The following is a 16,336-nucleotide window of genomic DNA, read 5'->3' as shown; positions in this document are numbered from 1 at the left end:
CCTCGCAGATCGGCTTGTCCCGACCGGCCAGGCGCTGGCCGCCGCGGTCGAGCTGGCGCATCAGATAGCGTCGTTTCCGCAGATCGCGATGCGATCGGACCGGATGTCGGCGATCCGGCAGTGGAATCTGTCCGAGGCGGACGCCATCGCGCTGGAGACGGAGCTCTCCATCGAGGCCCGCCGCAAGGAAGCGCAGGCAGGCGCCAGCCGGTTCGCGTCCGGCTCCGGTCGCCACGGCACCGTCGGAGATTGACAATGCGCGCCGTGATCGGCCGCCGCTTCGGCGGCATCGACGACCTCGTCTACGAGGAGACCGCCCCGCCCGCGCTGGCGCCGGGCACGATCCGTGTCGTGGTGCGCGCCGCCGGCGTCAGCTTCGCGAACCTGTTGTTCATCGCCGGCAAGCACCAGAACCGGCCGAGCATCCCGTTCATCCCGGGCACCGAGATCGGCGGCATCGTGAGCGAGATCGCGCCCGATGTCCGCACCAAGCTCAAGGTCGGCGACCGCGTCTGCGCCGGCCTGCCCTCCGGCGGATTCGCGGACCAGGCGATCGTGGATGCGGCCAACGTCTTCCCGATCCCCGACCGCCTGGGCTTCGAGGGCGCGACGCTGTTTCCGACCATCTATGCGACGGCCTATGCCGGCCTGAAATGGCGTGCCGACCTCAAGCCCGGCGAGACGCTGCTGGTGCATGGCGCGGCCGGCGCGAGCGGATTGGCCGCCGTGGAGATCGGCCGCGCGCTCGGCGCCACCGTGATCGCAACCGCCGGCGGTGCGCGCAAGGTCGCGGTCGTCAAGGACTACGGCGCCGACCACGCCATCGACTACCGCGATGGCGGCTTCCGCGACCGCGTGCTGGACATCACCGGAGGCCGCGGCGTCGACGTCGTGTTCGATCCGGTGGGTGGCGACGTGTTCGACGAGTCGTTGCGCTGCGTTGCGCCGCTCGGCCGGCTGCTGCCGATCGGGTTCGCCTCGGGCCGCATTCCCGAGATCCCGGCCAACCTCGTGCTGGTGAAGAACCTGACGGTGATCGGTCTCTACTGGGGCTTCTACATGGCGTGGGGCAAGAGCAAGGCCGACGCTGCGCTGCGCGCGCGGGTCGGCGTCCTGTTCGACGAGCTGTTCAGCCTCTTCGAGGCGGGCAAGCTGCGCGCCCCCGTCGATCGTTCACTGCCGCTCGCGCAGTTCGCGGACGCGCTGCGCCGCGTGGAAGGCCGCGAGGTCATCGGCAAGATCGTGTTACTGCCGGAGTAGGAAGCGCGGACGGGTGCGCGTCTGCAATCAAGCCACTGCTCGACAAGCCTGCCGATGACGTCGACGTGTTCGATCTTTCCGATCACCAGATCGCAGAGATGCACAATTCTAGTGTACTCAATCCGCCGCGCAGCCAAGCGGCGAAGTAAGCGCCGGGCTCAGGCAGAAACACGAATGATCGTGACCGATCGCGGCCATTTCTTGCTGGCAGCCGCCATGGATCGATTGACAGAGAGGAGACTTGGGGCCCAGACGACTGCCCCTCACCGTGGAGCGGCCTGCGAGGTCAATCGTTGAAATAGTTTGGTCTGAGCTAGCTGCGGAGCAACCTTGTGGAGCTTTTGAAGCGCGGTTGACAGTCCATAGAGGCTTCGTTCCTGAGCGTCTCCGGCAACTGCACTCAAAAGGTCGAGCAGCTTCTCAGGTGCAGCCCTGTAGAAATCCTCGCTCGCTTGGGAGATGGAATAGATGCTTGTATGATCACGCGGATTTTCCGCACGGATAAATGGAATGATCGCCGTGACGGCGACCGAAAATGCCGCGCCCGTAGCGAGCAATATCTGTACGAGCTTAAAAGTTGCTCTTGGCGTTTGCAACTCCACGTCAAGCGGCCACGCTCCCTGGAAGACCGGTCCTACGACTTCGGTCCAGACCTTTACTTTCTGGACCGCACTAGCTCTCTCCATCTCCATAGCTAGTTTATGAGCAAAAGATGATAGGCTTGAATGTCCTGCGCGGCGCAAGATCGACCGCACCTCCGGGGCCGTGAGCGGATAGGCCGCGTTACCCGCCCGATTGGCAAGCAATATTGCCGCAAGCCAATCGGCAAAAACATTGCGCTCTTCCTCAGTAACTTCGGGCCGCGAGAATAATTCAAAAAAGGGGACCTTAGTCCGTCCGAACAGCTCGGCTGAACCGATGTGATTTGAGTACTTTCGCGCCGACCACATCGCGAGAGCCTCGGGCGAGCTCCATTCAAAGAACGGTAGAAGCTTCTCTGTCGTCCAACCGGGCGCACGCTCAAACAAGAATGGTACTGCGGCAGATAGGCGAACACGAGCGAGCATGGCAAAAGCGTCATCGCCTCTGATCAGAGTTTCGTAACGACGGCGCAGTTGGTTCCCCAGCTCGATGTGTCCTTTGGGGCGCGGCGTCCTCTTCAACAGGACGGACGCGAGACTGCCTGATGGATCATTTAGCGCCTCAGTAAATAAGTCATTGTTCGAAGATTCAGTCCGCCTGGGCGATCGACGCTCAATGAAATCCCATAGTTTCCAGAGGATAGGCGCTTTGAGTTTGTCCGAAACCTGGTCCATCCAGAAAGCTGCGCCCGAAGCAGCCTCGTCAAATCGGGCCACATCCGGCCATTTTGCCACCAAGCTAGCCATGCGGTTCAGCTCATCCACGTTGGTGATCTTGTTCGCTGCCCAGAGCAAGGGACGCCACGCCCATTCGTGCCAGCGATCAGAGGTCGGCGCACTTTCGATACCGTGGAATGCCGTCTCCGGTTCTGACTGACAAAGACCCAGCCAGGAATCCCCCTCCATGAAGTCGGCTTCCGCGGCGGCCTTCTTGGCAGCATCGATGAGTTGCTCGCTTGGAACCGACGCAAGCTTGTCTTTCGTGCCAACTACCGGCGTAACCAAACCTTGCCACATCGTAAAGCCAGCCTTCTCGGGCTCCACATCGCGCCACTTCGGATATCGGTGCTTGATTTCACGCAGCAATTCTGCCGCCTGCTTCCCGAGAGGGACGCCGCTGCGCTCGATATCCAGTAGGAGCTGAAAACGACAGCTATCCATGGGACGACCAAGGTCTGCTCCCTCTTTGAACCAGTCGACCGGTGGTCCGGCGACTATCCGCTTCTCAATCACCCCCCTGCTCCGGGCAGAAAATTCATTCCATCGACCACGAATCAACCTATGCACTTCGACTTGCGAATTCGTTAGAAACAGCTCGCCCTGCGGGAGATTGAGCAACACCCGAGCAGCCAGTTGGGGACTAATGCTCGGGTCAGCAGCGGCAAACAAAGCGAGCCGATGCACAAGCCGGAAATTGCTGCTCAGCCATTCGAGCAAAATAGCTCGTGCTACGTGCACGCTCTTGTTGGCCAAACGAGACCAAAGTTCGGCGACAATTCGTACAATCGGTAAGAAGCCCTTGTGGAAGGCGTTTTGCTCATGTTGCGCGATGGATGGAACATCCACATCGGTGATGCTAAGGCCAACATTGCTTTCAACTTCTACATCAATCGCATCTGCAAGAACTCCGGCCAGTGAGTTCGTCAGCATTCGCACTAGCTGCTCTTCAACAGGAGCAGAAGCAGTTCTCGGCCAAGCGCTGAAGAAATCTGCCTCACTAATACCGTCCTCAACTTCGTACTTGATCGAGAACACGTCGCCGGGCCGCTCGACCTTGCGACCGGGTTCATCATACCAACCCAACCGCTTGCTTACGAACAGCTTGGGCGTAAGAATACCCGAAAGGCGTTCCAGCACCTCCGCAGAAAGTTCACCCTGCCTGAGTCGTGGCGCCAACTGAAACCACGCATTCTGCAGCGTGCTTCGTTCTGAGTTGTGGATGTGGCGAATGATAAGCCGCCAGCATCTCGCGAGAAGAGGATCCAGCGCATCACGCTGCGCATTGAGCCGACTTTCGAGAATCCCCGCGCTTTCTGCCTTAAAGAACCGGATATTTTCGACGATATCTTTAACGGCGCCCAGACTGAAGAAATTTCTTTCAACCCAGACAGGCAGAATCGCATTGTTCGTGAGCAAGTTCATTCCGGCAAGTATGGGAAGCCACGCAAGCGACGGATTTACCTCGCTAAGAATGCCAACCATATCTCCGCTGCCGAGAAAGAACCGCAATTGCTCGCGTTCAAATTCCGAAACGTCAACAGGCGTATTTTTCGATGTAAGATCATCCATGCCGCTGGTCACGCCGTTCGTCTTAGAATGGCTTCGACGCGCTGGCGGCCATAATTTGCTGGGTCCTGGACGTACTTGGCCCACTCTGCCAGTGCATCGTAGATCGTGGTATGATCCGGAAACTCTAGCGGCTTAATGCCTTTTGCGTTCCAAAGCGACGCCGAATCATCTGATCGCACCTCCATCGCGTAGATGTCCTTGAGGTCGCGGAATCGCTCGCGATCTGCATCCAGCGTCTCCAGCAACAAGCGAAGGGCCGCGTCTTCAGCGCCGTAGCCGACTAGCACCAGCGTGTTGAGCCGCATCCGATCTTCAACGTATTGCGATGCCCAGCCATCGCGGAGATAGGCATCACCAAAATCGGCGCTCGTAAGAATGAGATCGGATCCTTCCAAGTTCAGCGATTTATCGGCGAGCCGCCCATGAAGGTGCAGAACACCGTAGTCACGTGGGCTTCCGGGCCGGGGGACCGATTTAACGGCATGACTGGCGAAAGGCACGACGGCTCCTTGCGCCGCACGCTCAAAGAGCGTGTCAAAGTTCGTTGTGAGCAACCGAGTCCGACCCGACCGATCGCGCGATAAACGAAGCAACGAGAGGTGACGCGAGAGATCGGCGTCTCGTGGCGGTACTAGAAGGTCCTCCACGGCAGCACGGACACGAGAATCCCTTCCCGGTAGAAGGGTACGTCTTTCAAGCGAGCGCAGCACGCGATCATATTCCGTGCGCTGATAGGCGATCCGTTCGGCAGCTTCGTTGTCGCGCGACTCCCCCAGTGACGCATAGACGTCGTCCGTCAACTTTTGAAACGACGGCAATCCAACTCCCCTGGAAACTCCAGCGCCGCAGAGAAAGACAACGTCTCCATCGTTGACCGCGTGGATCAGTTCGGATGGGATGTCGGCACTTGCTTCAATAAATTTCATGCTGGCTGGCAACCAAACGGCAAAACGAACACCTCATTCTATCATCGGCCGCATCGATTCACACACGCTTGAAATCTGGATTTATCAGATCCCGCGCGGGTCAACCGCCCTCCCCGCTCTCGGCGTCGCCGCCCTCGTCGCCCGGAACGTACTCCAGAATATCGCCCGGCCGGCAGTCCAGCTCCCGGCAGATCGCCGACAGCGTCGAGAAGCGCATCGCCTTGGCCTTGCCGGTTTTCAGGATCGAGAGGTTCTGGATCGAAATGCCGATGGCGTCCGCGAGGTCGCCGAGGCGGCGCTTTCGTTTTGCGAGCATGACATCGAGGTTCACGACGATCGGCACCAGCATCATCCTCAGATCGTCAGGTCGTGTTCGGACTGCAACAGGATGGCGTGCTCGATCACGAATTTCAGCGCCATCAGGAACACGCCGCCTGCGATGGTGCCGACGTCGAGGTTGTAGTTCAGCAGCAGGAACTTGATGTCGCCGATCCGGTACAGGACGTAGATCACCGCGTTGGTGGTGATCGTATCGATGAACGGCCACACCACCAGAAAGATCCCCATCCACCAGACGCCCTGCAGCGTCTCGGACACGAAGATCCGGCCGTTCGCGAATCGGTTCACCATCCGATGAAGCATGCCGATCAGCACGGCGTAAAACGATACCCCAAGCGCAAACAGCGACCAGAACAGCAACTGGCCCGTGGTCGACATCGCAAGCGGGTTGACGACGATGCTGGCGCACTTCGCCTGCTCGCCGCCCAGGCTTTCCGCAATCGTGCCCGGGGCGGTCGTGGTGCGGTAGTAGGCCAGCCACAGCACCACGGGCAGCGAGAGCCAGATCACCCAGAACGCCCGATCGAGCCTGCGAAACCAAAGCTGGCGCTGCTCGCGAACCGATATCCCCATCGCACCCATCCAAAAATTTTTTTGCCAAACAGGCCGTTACGGCCAAGTCGCATCATGCCTTGGTAATGTTGTTGACTCAACCTTAAACGTGATTTATTTCATGTTTATCATGAAATTTTTCATGAAGAAGGTGGATGATGACGGTACTCCCCGACCTTGATGGCCTGCCCAACACCCTGAAGCATATGATCCGCGCTCACCTCACCCGCCGCCTGATCGTGGCGGCATTCCACATCCCGCTGCTCGGCAGCACTGCCGAGGCCGCCAAGGTCAACGACCGGGCCACCGATCCGGCCGGCGTCTGGCTGACCCAGTCCGGCGACGCCAAGGTCAAGGTCCACCATTGCGGCGACGCGCTGTGCGGCCGTGTGATCTGGCTGAAGGAGCCAATCGACAAGGCCACCGGCAAGCCGCAGCGCGACGACAAGAATGTCGATCCTGCGCAGCGCACCCGGCCGGTGATCGGCATCGGGCTCTTCATCAACATGCAGCCGGCGGGCCCGAGCAAATGGGCCGGCCGGATCTACAACGCCGACGACGGCAAGACCTATGAGAGCTCTGTGACGCTGGTCGCACCGGGCACGCTGAACGTTCGCGGCTGCATGGGAACGCTGTGCGCCGGCGAAGACTGGACGCGGTGAAGGGCTCTGGCCCCGACCCTTCATCGGCCAAGAAGAAACGGAAACCCGCTCACTCGAGGCCGCCGCTTTGGCGGCCTCTTTTTATGACCGGCGGCGCTCCTGATCCCCGCTCGTCCCGATGATCCGGGATGCCAATCGGACCATTTTTGCTGCAATGCACAGTGGCGCATGCTGCTATGCAAACAAGCTCATTGCATCTGGTATCTGGTATACATAGTTTGGTTGCAGATGATGCGCCGGTCGGTTGCCGGCCCCAAGCCAAAAGGGGACGTCCATGTCCAAGACCACCACGATCGCGCTCGCGCCCACCTCCACCCCGTTCAGCCGCCTGCTCGCCGCGATCGACCGCCTGCTGATGAAGAGCGCCGAGATCGCCAACCGCAACGGCGACCTGCCGCGCTTCGGCCTCTGAGTCCAACGATTCGCGAGCCCGCGCGGCCGCGGCTTCCCGAAGCACGACCTGAAATTCAACCTTCGACCAATGGCCCCGATTTTCGGGGCCATTTTTGTGCGCGTTGAATTAGTCTTCCAATCCGCCCATCCGAATCTCTGCGGCATAAGCGCACGCTGCCCCTGCGACAGCTTGAACCTTGGCATATCGAATACCAAGATGACGCCGGGCGCGCCACAACCACAACGATGACAAAGCGCGCGTTGGGAGGATCAATGTCGGACATGGTGCAGGCGACTGCGGCACCCACAGCCGCGCGCGTCAGCGACGCCTATCGCTGGACGCAACTTGTGATCGGCGTCGCCGCAATGGTGATGATCGCAAACTATCAGTATGGGTGGACCTTCTTCGTGCCCGACATCCAGAAGACGTTTGGATGGGATCGCGCATCGATCCAGTGGGCCTTCACGCTGTTCGTTTTGTTCGAGACCTGGCTGGTGCCGGTCGAAGGCTGGTTCGTCGACAAATACGGTCCGCGCCTCGTCGTGCTGATCGGCGGCATCCTCTGCGCGATCGGCTGGGCGATCAACGCGCAGGCGACATCGCTGAACGGCTACTATCTCGGCATGATCGTCGCCGGCATCGGCGCCGGCGGCGTCTATGGCACCTGCGTCGGCAATGCGCTGAAATGGTTTCCCGACAAGCGCGGATTGGCCGCCGGCATCACCGCGGCCGGCTTCGGCGCCGGCTCCGCGCTCACGGTCGCGCCGATCCAGGCGATGATCAAGGACTCCGGCTTCCAGACCACCTTCCTGTATTTCGGTCTCGGCCAGGGCATCATCATCGTGCTGCTCGCCTTCTTCCTGCTGGCACCGAAGGCGGGACAGGTGCCGGCCGTGGTGCAGAACGCCAACGTCATCCAGACCCGGCGCAACTACCAGCCGACCGAAGTGCTGCGGCAGCCGATCTTCTGGCTGATGTACTTCATGTTCGTGATCGTCGGCGCCGGCGGGTTGATGGTGACGGCGAACCTGAAGCCGATCGCGGTCGACTGGAAGGTCGACAACATCCCGGTGACGCTGGTCGGCATGACCATGACGGCGGTGACCTTCGCCGCGACCATCGACCGGATCCTCAACGGCCTGACGCGTCCGTTCTTCGGCTGGATCTCCGACATGATCGGCCGCGAGAACACGATGTTCATCGCCTTCGGCATGGAAGGCTTCGGCATCTGGATGCTCTACCTCTGGGGTCACGACCCGGTCTGGTTCGTGCTGCTGTCGGGCTTCGTGTTCTTTGCCTGGGGCGAGATCTACTCGCTGTTCCCCTCGACCTGCACCGACACGTTCGGCGCCAAATTCGCCACCACCAATGCCGGCCTGCTCTACACCGCGAAGGGCACCGCGGCGCTGCTGGTGCCGATCGCCAATTACATGCAGCAGTCGTCGGGGCATTGGGACAACGTGTTCATCATCGCGGCCGGCGCCAACATCCTCGCTTCGCTGCTGGCGATTGCCGTGCTCAAGCCATGGCGCAAGATCGTGGTCGCGAAATCGGCAACGGCCTGAACAGCGCCCTCGTCGCTGCCAGTGGAAGCGCCCGGCCTGACCGCCGGGCGCTTTCCTTTTGCCGCCTGCGCATCAGCCGAAAGTCGGTGCGCGCAACGCCTCATTTGCTGCGGCGCAGCAGAATGATGGGCTTGCTTTCTGGAATATAGTATACCAACATCCATCGAGCGCTTGCGACGATACGCCACAAGAATTGCGACACAGGGTCACAACAAGACCGGCGCGCTCGGGAGGACTTGATGGTTTCCAGCAATACGGCCGTCACACAAGCTCAACCTTCGTCCAGTGGCTTCCGCTGGATGCAGCTGGTCATGGGCATCGTCTGCATGGCGATGATCGCGAACCTGCAATATGGCTGGACGCTGTTCGTCGACCCGATCGACGGCGCGCATCACTGGGGCCGCGCGGCGATCCAGTTCGCCTTCACGATCTTCGTGGTGACGGAAACCTGGCTGGTGCCGGTCGAGGCCTGGTTCGTCGACAAATACGGCCCGCGGCTCGTCATCATGTTCGGCGGCGTCATGATCGCGCTGGCCTGGGTGTTGAACTCCTATGCCGATTCACTTCCCATGCTCTACGCCGCCGCCGTGATCGGCGGCATCGGCGCCGGCGCGGTGTACGGCACCTGCGTCGGCAACGCGCTGAAGTGGTTTCCCGACCGTCGCGGGCTCGCCGCCGGCGCCACCGCGGCCGGCTTCGGTGCGGGCGCTGCGCTGACCGTGGTGCCGATCGCCAACATGATCGCCGCGAGCGGCTATCAGACCGCGTTCTTCGATTTCGGCATCGGCCAGGGACTGATCGTCTTCATCCTCGCCTTCTTCATCCAGCCGCCCGCCGTCTTGATGCCGCCGAAGAAGAAGCAGCTCAATCTGCCGCAGACCAAGATCGACTTCACGCCACCGCAGGTGCTGCGCAGCCCGATCTTCTGGGTGATGTATCTGGTGTTCGTGATGGTCGCCTCCGGCGGCCTGATGGCGGCGGCGCAGATCGCACCGATCGCGCACGACTACAAGATCGCCTCGACGCCGGTCTCGCTCGCCGGCTTCCAGATGGCCGCGCTGACCTTCGCGATTTCGCTCGACCGCATCTTCGACGGTTTCGGACGCCCGTTCTTCGGCTGGGTCTCCGACAATATCGGCCGCGAGCACACCATGTTCATCGCGTTCGGCACCGGCGCGCTGATGCTGCTGACGCTGTCAACCTGGGGCCACAACCCGCTGGTGTTCGTGCTGGCGACCGCGGTCTATTTCGGCGTGTTCGGCGAGATCTATTCGCTATTCCCGGCGACCTGCGGCGACACCTTCGGCTCGAAGTTCGCGACCACCAACAACGGCATGCTCTACACCGCGAAGGGCACCGCCTCGCTGCTGGTGCCGGCCGCCAGCATCGTCGCCACCAATTATGGCTGGCAGGCGGTGTTCGTGATCGCGGTCGCGCTCAACGCCACCGCGGCGCTGATGGCGCTGTTCGTGATCAAGCCGATGCGCCGCGCCTTCATCCACGGCAACGAAGCCGCCGCAGCGGCTGCGACCGCAACGAGCGCCAAAACCGCCTGATCCGGATATCTCCAGCCGAACCGAAAGAGGCGCACCTCGGTGCGCCTCTTTCCTTTTGGCGGGTTCTCTTGCGGGTCTCTGGAATACCAAATACCAATTGCGACTGAATCGGACCTGCGCTTTATCATTCACGCCTGCTCAAATCGTTCGAAGCGTCAGCAGGCCTGCCTATTTAAGCTATTTGCTGGTGGTAGATTCTCCCGATCGCCGCATTGACAATTGGTATTATGTATACCAGATTGACGCCGTCGATCATCCACGGAGGTTGCCATGCAAGTCGGAGATATCCTGCGCAAGAAGACCCCTCGCGTCGCCACGGTTCGCATGAACGAGACAGTCGCGATCGCCGCGCAGCTGATGCGCGCGAGCAATATCAGCGCGCTCGTGGTCAAGGATGTCGTTCGCACCGAGGGCAACACCGCCGCGGGCATGTTCACCGAGCGTGACGTGGTGCGCGCGATCGCCGAGCATGGTGCGGCCGGCGCCAACATGAAAGTGTCGCAGTTCGTCTCGGTGCAGCAGCTGGTGTCATGCACCTCGAGCGACACGCTCGAGCACATCCGTCATCTCATGACCAAGCACCACATCCGCCACGTGCCGGTGATCGACGATTACAGCCTGATCGGCGTCGTCAGCATGCGCGACATCGCAGCCGCGTTCGACGAGGAAGCGACGAGCGCGATGGCGCGGACCGTGACGGCGTATCAAACATCCGAGCAGACCCAGCCAACCCAATAGCTGTCTCGATCCCGTCGCTTTCAGCCAGGCGCCGCGTGGTCGATCACCGGCGCCTGAGCAGATCATCGAAACCTTCCACCCGCCCCTTACTTCACCGCGGCGCCCCATCATTTCCGCATGGGCGCGCCGCAGGTCGCCGGTAGACATTTGCCGGACAGGACTGCATCCTTCCATCGACATCCAAAAACAACACCGTGCGCGGCACGTCCGCGTCGCGGAAAATTCCGATGGAAACCGAGGGCAGAATGATCAAGACACGCTTCACCGAAATGTTCGGCGTCGACCACCCGATCGTGCAGGGCGGCATGCAATGGGTCGGGCGCGCGGAGCTGGTTGCCGCCGTCGCCAATGCCGGCGCACTCGGCATGATCACCGCGCTGACGCAGCCGACGCCGGACGATCTGCGCAAGGAGATTGCGCGCTGCCGCGAGCTGACCGACAAGCCGTTCGGCGTCAACCTGACCATCCTGCCCGCGATCAAGCCGCCGCCTTACGCCGAATATCGCCAGGCCATCATCGAGAGCGGCATCAAGATCGTCGAGACCGCCGGCAACAAGCCGCAGGAGCATGTCGACGAGTTCAAGAAGCACGGCGTCAAGGTGCTGCACAAATGCACTAGCGTCCGCCACGCGCTGTCCGCCGAGCGGATGGGCGCCGACGCGATCTCGATCGACGGCTTCGAATGCGCCGGCCATCCCGGCGAGGACGACACCCCCGGCCTGATCCTGATTCCGGCAGCCGCCGACAAGGTGAAGATCCCGATGATCGCCTCCGGCGGCTTCGGCGATGCGCGTGGCCTCGTTGCCGCGCTGGCGCTCGGCGCCGAAGGCATCAACATGGGCACGCGCTTCATGTGCACCAAGGAGAGCCCGATCCATCAGCTCGTCAAGGAACGCATCGTCGCCAATGACGAGCGCGAGACCGAGCTGATCTTCCGCACCATGCGCAACACCTCGCGCGTCGCCAAGAATGCGATCTCCACCAAGGTCGTTGCGATGGAGAAGGAAGGCGCCAAGTTCGAGGACGTCCGTGAGCTCGTCGCCGGCGCCCGCGGCAAGATGGTCTATGCGACCGGCGATGCCGACGAAGGCATCTGGTCGGCCGGCCAGGTGCAGGGCCTGATCCACGACATCCCGTCCTGCGCCGAGCTGGTGTCGCGCATCGTGCACGAGGCGGAAGCGATCATCCGCGAGCGGCTCGAGGCGATGATGTCCGGCGGCAAGCGCCAGGCCGCGGAATAGACGAGATCAAGCGAAACGGACATCGGTTCGCATGAAAAAGACCGCGTCAAGTCAATAACTGTCAAGACGATGACTGGGGCTTCGGTTCTGATTCAATCAGAACCGAATGCTCAAGCGGGAGTTCGCATGCGTCTCTTCAAGTCGGTCATGGTCGCCGCCCTTTGCCTGTCGGCGACAACGGCCCATGCCGCGGGCCTGCGGCTCATCAAGGTGCCGACAGACGGCGCCACGCCCATGCAGATCGCGGTGTGGTCGCCCTGCGCCGCGCCGGCGGGCGAGGTGAAGGTACGCACGCTGACCCTGCCCGGCACCACCGATTGCCCCGTCGTTGGTGACAGGCTGCCGCTCATCGCGGTCTCACATGGTTACGGCGGCAGCTTCACCGGGCATCACGACACCGCCGAGACGCTCGCCGATGCCGGCTTCGTCGTGGTCGCCGTCAATCATCCCGCCGACACCGGCGCTGGCGATATGACCCGGGCCGATACGCTCGCAGTGCTGATCGAACGCTCGGCCGACATCAAACGGGCGATCGACTACATGCTCGACGCATGGCCGGATCGGAGCAAGCTCGACCCTGGCAAGATCGGCTTTTTCGGCTTCTCGCGCGGCGGTTACACCGGCCTCGTCGTCGCCGGGGCCAATCCGGATATCCGCAAGGCCACAGCGTTCTGCACCGGGCTGTATCGCAAGCCGAGTTGCGAGGAGCTCCAACGCAACGAGATTCCAGCGCAGCCGGCCGTTCATGACCCTCGCGTCAAGGCGATGGTGGTGGCCGACCCGGCGTTCGGTCCCATGTTCGACCGCGATGCGTTCAAGGACATCAAGATACCGGTTCAGATCTGGGCTTCCGAGCTCAGCGGCGAGCAAGGCATCTCTGAGGTCAACCCGGGCTACGTCGCGACGATCAACAGCGAGCTGCCGGTCAGGGCGGACTATCATGTCGTCCGCAATGCCGGCCATTTTGCCTTTCTGGCGCCGTGCTCTGCGGGAATGGCCAGCGCATTGCCGAAGCTGTGCACCGACAAGCCGGGCTTCGACCGCGTTGCGTTCCACAGGGAGTGGAACGCCGACATCCTTGCCTTCTTCCGCAAGCAGCTGGACGTTCACCAGCCCTGACATCACATCATCAACAACCCGAAGTGTCCTGCGACACGCCTCGGCCGCCCCAGCCAGAAGAGAACCCCATGAAAGCCTATGTGTACGGAGCCAACGGCCCTGAAATCACCGACGTCACCAAGCCGGTGCCGAAGGGCACCCAGGTGCTGGTCAAGGTCCACGCCTGCGGGCTCAACCGCGCCGATCTCGGCATGACCAAGGGCCACGCCCATGGCGCGGCCGGCGGCGTCGGCACCGTGCTCGGCATGGAATGGGCCGGCGAAGTTGCCGAGCTCGGGCCCGATGCCAAGGACGTCAAGGTCGGCGACAAGATCATGGGGTCCGGCGGCGCGGCGTTCGCCGAATACACGCTGGCCGATCACGGCCGGCTGTTCCGCACCCCATCGAACATGAATTCCGACGAGGCCGCCACGCTTCCCGTCGCGCTCGCCACCATGCACAACGCCGTCGTCACCAATGGCGCATTGCAGCCCGGCCAGACCGTGCTGATCCAGGGCGCCAGCTCTGGCGTCGGCCTGATGGCGATGCAGATTGCGAAACTGAAGGGTGCGAAACTCGTGGTGGGATCATCCACCGATGCGATGCGCCGCGGCCGGCTGAAGGAATTCGGCGCCGATCTTGCGGTCGACTCCAAGGATCCCGGCTGGGTCGATCAGGTGTTGCAGGCGACATCAGGCGAAGGCGTCGATCTGATCGTCGATCAGGTCTCGGGTTCCGTCGCCAACCAGAATCTGAAGGCAACCAAGGTCAAGGGCCGCATCGTCAACGTCGGCCGGCTCGGCGGCACCCATGCCGACTTCAACTTCGACCTGCACGCGGCACGCCGCATCCAGTATATCGGCGTCACCTTCCGCACCCGCACGATCGATGAGATCAGAGAGATCTTCGAGCAGGTGCGCAAGGACATCTGGCCGGCGGTCGAGGCACGCAAGCTGCAACTGCCGATCGACCAGGTCTACAAATTCGCCGACATCGGCAAGGCGTTCGAGCACATGGAAGCCAACAAGCATCTCGGCAAGATCGTGGTGACGCTATAGCGACGCGGGCTCTTCCGCGACGCCGGGGACGTGCCCATATGGAACCCGGGCTGCTTGGGTTCCATGAACGAGCATGACTTTCGGCATCCCGCAATCTCCCGGAATAGACCCGATCGAACCGCGTACTTACACTCGGTTGCAATTCAACATCGGTGGTACTTGCAGATCGTCCGGCAGTCGAATGCGACCGCCGGTCCGTTACGCGAACGCCGCGCTGCAATCGGAGAAGGGTCATATGCGTACCAACGGCAACCGCCTGCGCTCAAGCCGTCGCGCCAAGCTGACGCGCCGGACCAAGGCGGGCGACAGCATCGGTCGCCAGGCGAGCGAGATTGCGAAGCGGCTCGCATTCCTCAGAATGATTGAGGCTGTTATCGCCACCCATCAATCTTCACCGCCGAACGATGCCGCACAACCGCAGCAGCGCCGACCCCGACAGCCAGCTGCGTTGCCGCACCGAGCCACCGCTCCGGCGCAGTCGCGCCTGCGCAAGCGGGCTCGATAGTTCGGTCAGAACCATCTAGCCATCGTCGCACCGTTGTTCAGACCGCTCGAACCTCGGCAAGCCGCTTGATGGCGTAGGCGTCGTCCCAGCAGACGGCGGCTTGCCATGCGGCCGATGCCTGCTCGGCGACATCATGCGCGTTGCCGTCGAGACCGGCAGCGTTGTGGGGCAGCACCAGGTCGAGATCGGGAACGTCGACATGCGACTCGTCCCAGTCGATCAACGCCACCCGGTCTGCCGTCATGCGGATGTTGCGCGGGTTGAGGTCGCCGTGGACGACACAGGTCCGACGCCCGGCGAGCCTCGCCCATGCGGCTCGGCATCGGGCGACGCCCTCAGGCGGCATGGCGCCGAGGTTGATCCGCGTTCCGGTTTCGGCGTGCAGCAGGTCGGTCGACGACCGCCAGCCCGGACGTTGCGGCCAGCCTGCCGTCAATTGGTGCAGCCGACGGAGCACGTCGGCCACGCGACGCCAGTCGTCCGCCGTCTCGGGCGGTCCGCCCTCCAGATAGGTCATCACCACAAGACCATTCGCGAACAGCCGGCCGTCTGTCGTCGGGATCGGCACCGGCACGGTCAGACCTTCGCGGTCGAGGCGTTGGAGGAGCTCCGTCTCCCATTCGAGATCAGCATCGCTCCTCGCGCCGAGCCGACCGACCGCAAGGCGCCCCCGGACACGCACGCTCCACACGTCGTTGGCCACCCCGCCGGACAGTGGCTCGATGCGAACTGCGTCCTCACCCCACTGTCCGAGTGCATCCCATCCCGTTGGCGACATCAGGAACATTCCTCGTCGAGTTGGCTGACAAGAATCATTGGGCGAATGCTATCTCTTGGCCCACCGCAGTTGCGCAGACCTGTTGGCCATCTACACGGATAGCCACACGACCATTCAAACAGTACGGCCGCACAGGTCGAGCAGTTGATTTGGCCACCGCGTGCTCGATAGTTCAGCATACATGCTACCGCGGTAAACCAGGGTATTCGGCGTGCCGTCGGGCTCGATGAAGTGGGTCGCATTCTGCATGAGCCTGTAGCCGCGACCTTGGTATATTCGAGGCTCGTGAGCAAACAAGATAGAGAAGGGAATCTGCCGCTCCGCGAGGCGCTGATGAGCGCGCTGAATCAGAGCGCGACTGTGACCTGTCAACCGGCGATCAGGCGCGATGGCAATCCCGCCGAGCATTCCGATCTCGACATTCTCGACGCCAATTCTCACCCTGCGTGTGTAAAGTCCCAGATGGCCGAACACGACTGAACCGTCACGAAGGATCATTGCCATGTCAGGTCGACCTACTGCACGATAGTAGTCGCCGTCGTTGGGGCCATCCTCGGGAAAAGCACGGCTCAGCAGTCTGTGCACGCCAGATGCGAGATCACCTTCGAGATCGCCTGCCCGGACTTCCAGCAATTCAATCATCGGCTCTTCGCTTATCCTGTATCTCCGACCGAATATCAGCTTACCCCCTTGGGAAATAGCGCGCACCCGGCATTCGCTGCGCCCTCCTGTTT

Annotated in this window: 16 protein-coding genes and 1 pseudogene; 11 read left to right on the top strand and 6 right to left on the bottom strand. The window is 61.9% G+C overall.

All coding sequences use genetic code 11. The features are described from left to right. Positions 1-253: pseudogene (locus tag B2W55_RS29375) on the top strand (enoyl-CoA hydratase); the annotation flags it as partial. A 2-nt stretch (positions 254-255) separates the two neighbouring features. After that, positions 256-1,260, top strand: coding sequence for an NADPH:quinone oxidoreductase family protein (locus B2W55_RS29370; protein ID WP_024579629.1), 1,005 nt, complete (start codon positions 256-258; stop codon positions 1,258-1,260). Between the two features lie 263 nt (positions 1,261-1,523). Here the strand turns inward: B2W55_RS29370 and B2W55_RS29365 are convergent, their stop codons facing one another. The 4 genes from B2W55_RS29365 to B2W55_RS29350 form a co-directional block, all read right to left on the bottom strand. Beyond that, a complete protein-coding gene (locus tag B2W55_RS29365; protein ID WP_145987183.1) occupies positions 1,524-4,202 on the bottom strand; it encodes a hypothetical protein in 2,679 nt (892 codons plus the stop codon). Continuing rightward, positions 4,199-5,116, bottom strand: a complete 918-nt coding sequence (locus B2W55_RS29360; protein ID WP_080891058.1) for an SIR2 family protein — start codon at positions 5,114-5,116, stop codon at positions 4,199-4,201. The genes B2W55_RS29365 and B2W55_RS29360 overlap by 4 nt, the downstream gene beginning before the upstream one ends. A gap of 100 nt (positions 5,117-5,216) precedes the next feature. Then, positions 5,217-5,465, bottom strand: coding sequence for a helix-turn-helix domain-containing protein (locus B2W55_RS29355; protein ID WP_080891073.1), 249 nt, complete (start codon positions 5,463-5,465; stop codon positions 5,217-5,219). A 5-nt stretch (positions 5,466-5,470) separates the two neighbouring features. Then, on the bottom strand, positions 5,471-6,028 hold the full coding sequence (locus tag B2W55_RS29350; protein WP_024579625.1) for a DUF2975 domain-containing protein: 558 nt from the start codon (positions 6,026-6,028) through the stop codon (positions 5,471-5,473). 185 nt (positions 6,029-6,213) lie between these two features. Between B2W55_RS29350 and B2W55_RS29345 the strand changes: the two genes are divergently transcribed. The 9 genes from B2W55_RS29345 to B2W55_RS29305 all read left to right on the top strand — a co-directional run bounded on the left by B2W55_RS29345 (position 6,214) and on the right by B2W55_RS29305 (position 14,824). Further along, positions 6,214-6,669: a DUF2147 domain-containing protein gene (locus tag B2W55_RS29345; RefSeq protein WP_051404256.1), complete on the top strand. Its 456-nt coding sequence runs from the start codon at positions 6,214-6,216 to the stop codon at positions 6,667-6,669. 274 nt (positions 6,670-6,943) lie between these two features. Then, complete coding sequence (locus B2W55_RS29340; RefSeq protein WP_168200217.1) at positions 6,944-7,081, top strand: hypothetical protein; 138 nt, start codon at positions 6,944-6,946, stop codon at positions 7,079-7,081. Positions 7,082-7,335: 254 nt separating this feature from the next. Further along, positions 7,336-8,628 carry an oxalate/formate MFS antiporter gene (gene oxlT / locus B2W55_RS29335; protein WP_024579623.1) on the top strand — a complete coding sequence of 431 codons (1,293 nt, stop codon included), beginning with the start codon at positions 7,336-7,338 and terminating at the stop codon, positions 8,626-8,628. 239 nt (positions 8,629-8,867) lie between these two features. Beyond that, a complete protein-coding gene (oxlT, locus tag B2W55_RS29330) occupies positions 8,868-10,184 on the top strand; it encodes an oxalate/formate MFS antiporter (protein WP_024579622.1) in 1,317 nt (438 codons plus the stop codon). Positions 10,185-10,454: 270 nt separating this feature from the next. Next, the gene (locus B2W55_RS29325) at positions 10,455-10,922 is read left to right on the top strand and encodes a CBS domain-containing protein (RefSeq protein ID WP_024579621.1); all 468 of its coding nucleotides are present in this window, start codon (positions 10,455-10,457) and stop codon (positions 10,920-10,922) included. 245 nt (positions 10,923-11,167) lie between these two features. After that, complete coding sequence (locus tag B2W55_RS29320) at positions 11,168-12,163, top strand: NAD(P)H-dependent flavin oxidoreductase (protein ID WP_024579620.1); 996 nt, start codon at positions 11,168-11,170, stop codon at positions 12,161-12,163. Between the two features lie 69 nt (positions 12,164-12,232). Then, positions 12,233-13,282 carry an alpha/beta hydrolase family protein gene (locus tag B2W55_RS29315; protein WP_291532711.1) on the top strand — a complete coding sequence of 350 codons (1,050 nt, stop codon included), beginning with the start codon at positions 12,233-12,235 and terminating at the stop codon, positions 13,280-13,282. A 68-nt stretch (positions 13,283-13,350) separates the two neighbouring features. Then, the gene (locus B2W55_RS29310) at positions 13,351-14,319 is read left to right on the top strand and encodes a zinc-binding dehydrogenase (RefSeq protein WP_024579618.1); all 969 of its coding nucleotides are present in this window, start codon (positions 13,351-13,353) and stop codon (positions 14,317-14,319) included. Between the two features lie 73 nt (positions 14,320-14,392). Beyond that, on the top strand, positions 14,393-14,824 hold the full coding sequence (locus B2W55_RS29305) for a hypothetical protein (RefSeq protein WP_145987184.1): 432 nt from the start codon (positions 14,393-14,395) through the stop codon (positions 14,822-14,824). Positions 14,825-14,861: 37 nt separating this feature from the next. Here B2W55_RS29305 and B2W55_RS29300 read toward each other — a convergent pair whose 3' ends face one another. After that, positions 14,862-15,602: a phosphotransferase gene (locus B2W55_RS29300; protein WP_029878849.1), complete on the bottom strand. Its 741-nt coding sequence runs from the start codon at positions 15,600-15,602 to the stop codon at positions 14,862-14,864. Between the two features lie 114 nt (positions 15,603-15,716). Continuing rightward, complete coding sequence (locus B2W55_RS29295) at positions 15,717-16,244, bottom strand: GNAT family N-acetyltransferase (RefSeq protein ID WP_051404247.1); 528 nt, start codon at positions 16,242-16,244, stop codon at positions 15,717-15,719. Between the last annotated feature and the right edge of the window lie 92 nt (positions 16,245-16,336).

Source organism: Bradyrhizobium sp. UBA2491, assembly GCF_002341725.1.
GTDB lineage: Bacteria > Pseudomonadota > Alphaproteobacteria > Rhizobiales > Xanthobacteraceae > Bradyrhizobium.
This window is presented reverse-complemented; position numbering and strand designations above follow the sequence as displayed.

What these genes read in the sequence shown, in the direction of transcription:
- B2W55_RS29370 (WP_024579629.1), top strand. Translation starts at nt 256, where the DNA reads ATGCGCGCCGTGATCGGCCGCCGCTTCGGCGGCATCGACGACCTCGTC.
- B2W55_RS29360 (WP_080891058.1), bottom strand. Translation starts at nt 5,116, where the DNA reads ATGAAATTTATTGAAGCAAGTGCCGACATCCCATCCGAACTGATCCAC.
- B2W55_RS29355 (WP_080891073.1), bottom strand. Translation starts at nt 5,465, where the DNA reads ATGCTGGTGCCGATCGTCGTGAACCTCGATGTCATGCTCGCAAAACGA.
- B2W55_RS29350 (WP_024579625.1), bottom strand. Translation starts at nt 6,028, where the DNA reads ATGGGGATATCGGTTCGCGAGCAGCGCCAGCTTTGGTTTCGCAGGCTC.
- B2W55_RS29345 (WP_051404256.1), top strand. Translation starts at nt 6,214, where the DNA reads ATGATCCGCGCTCACCTCACCCGCCGCCTGATCGTGGCGGCATTCCAC.
- B2W55_RS29340 (WP_168200217.1), top strand. Translation starts at nt 6,944, where the DNA reads ATGTCCAAGACCACCACGATCGCGCTCGCGCCCACCTCCACCCCGTTC.
- oxlT (WP_024579623.1), top strand. Translation starts at nt 7,336, where the DNA reads ATGTCGGACATGGTGCAGGCGACTGCGGCACCCACAGCCGCGCGCGTC.
- oxlT (WP_024579622.1), top strand. Translation starts at nt 8,868, where the DNA reads ATGGTTTCCAGCAATACGGCCGTCACACAAGCTCAACCTTCGTCCAGT.
- B2W55_RS29325 (WP_024579621.1), top strand. Translation starts at nt 10,455, where the DNA reads ATGCAAGTCGGAGATATCCTGCGCAAGAAGACCCCTCGCGTCGCCACG.
- B2W55_RS29320 (WP_024579620.1), top strand. Translation starts at nt 11,168, where the DNA reads ATGATCAAGACACGCTTCACCGAAATGTTCGGCGTCGACCACCCGATC.
- B2W55_RS29315 (WP_291532711.1), top strand. Translation starts at nt 12,233, where the DNA reads ATGACTGGGGCTTCGGTTCTGATTCAATCAGAACCGAATGCTCAAGCG.
- B2W55_RS29310 (WP_024579618.1), top strand. Translation starts at nt 13,351, where the DNA reads ATGAAAGCCTATGTGTACGGAGCCAACGGCCCTGAAATCACCGACGTC.
- B2W55_RS29305 (WP_145987184.1), top strand. Translation starts at nt 14,393, where the DNA reads ATGACTTTCGGCATCCCGCAATCTCCCGGAATAGACCCGATCGAACCG.
- B2W55_RS29300 (WP_029878849.1), bottom strand. Translation starts at nt 15,602, where the DNA reads ATGTCGCCAACGGGATGGGATGCACTCGGACAGTGGGGTGAGGACGCA.
- B2W55_RS29295 (WP_051404247.1), bottom strand. Translation starts at nt 16,244, where the DNA reads ATGATTGAATTGCTGGAAGTCCGGGCAGGCGATCTCGAAGGTGATCTC.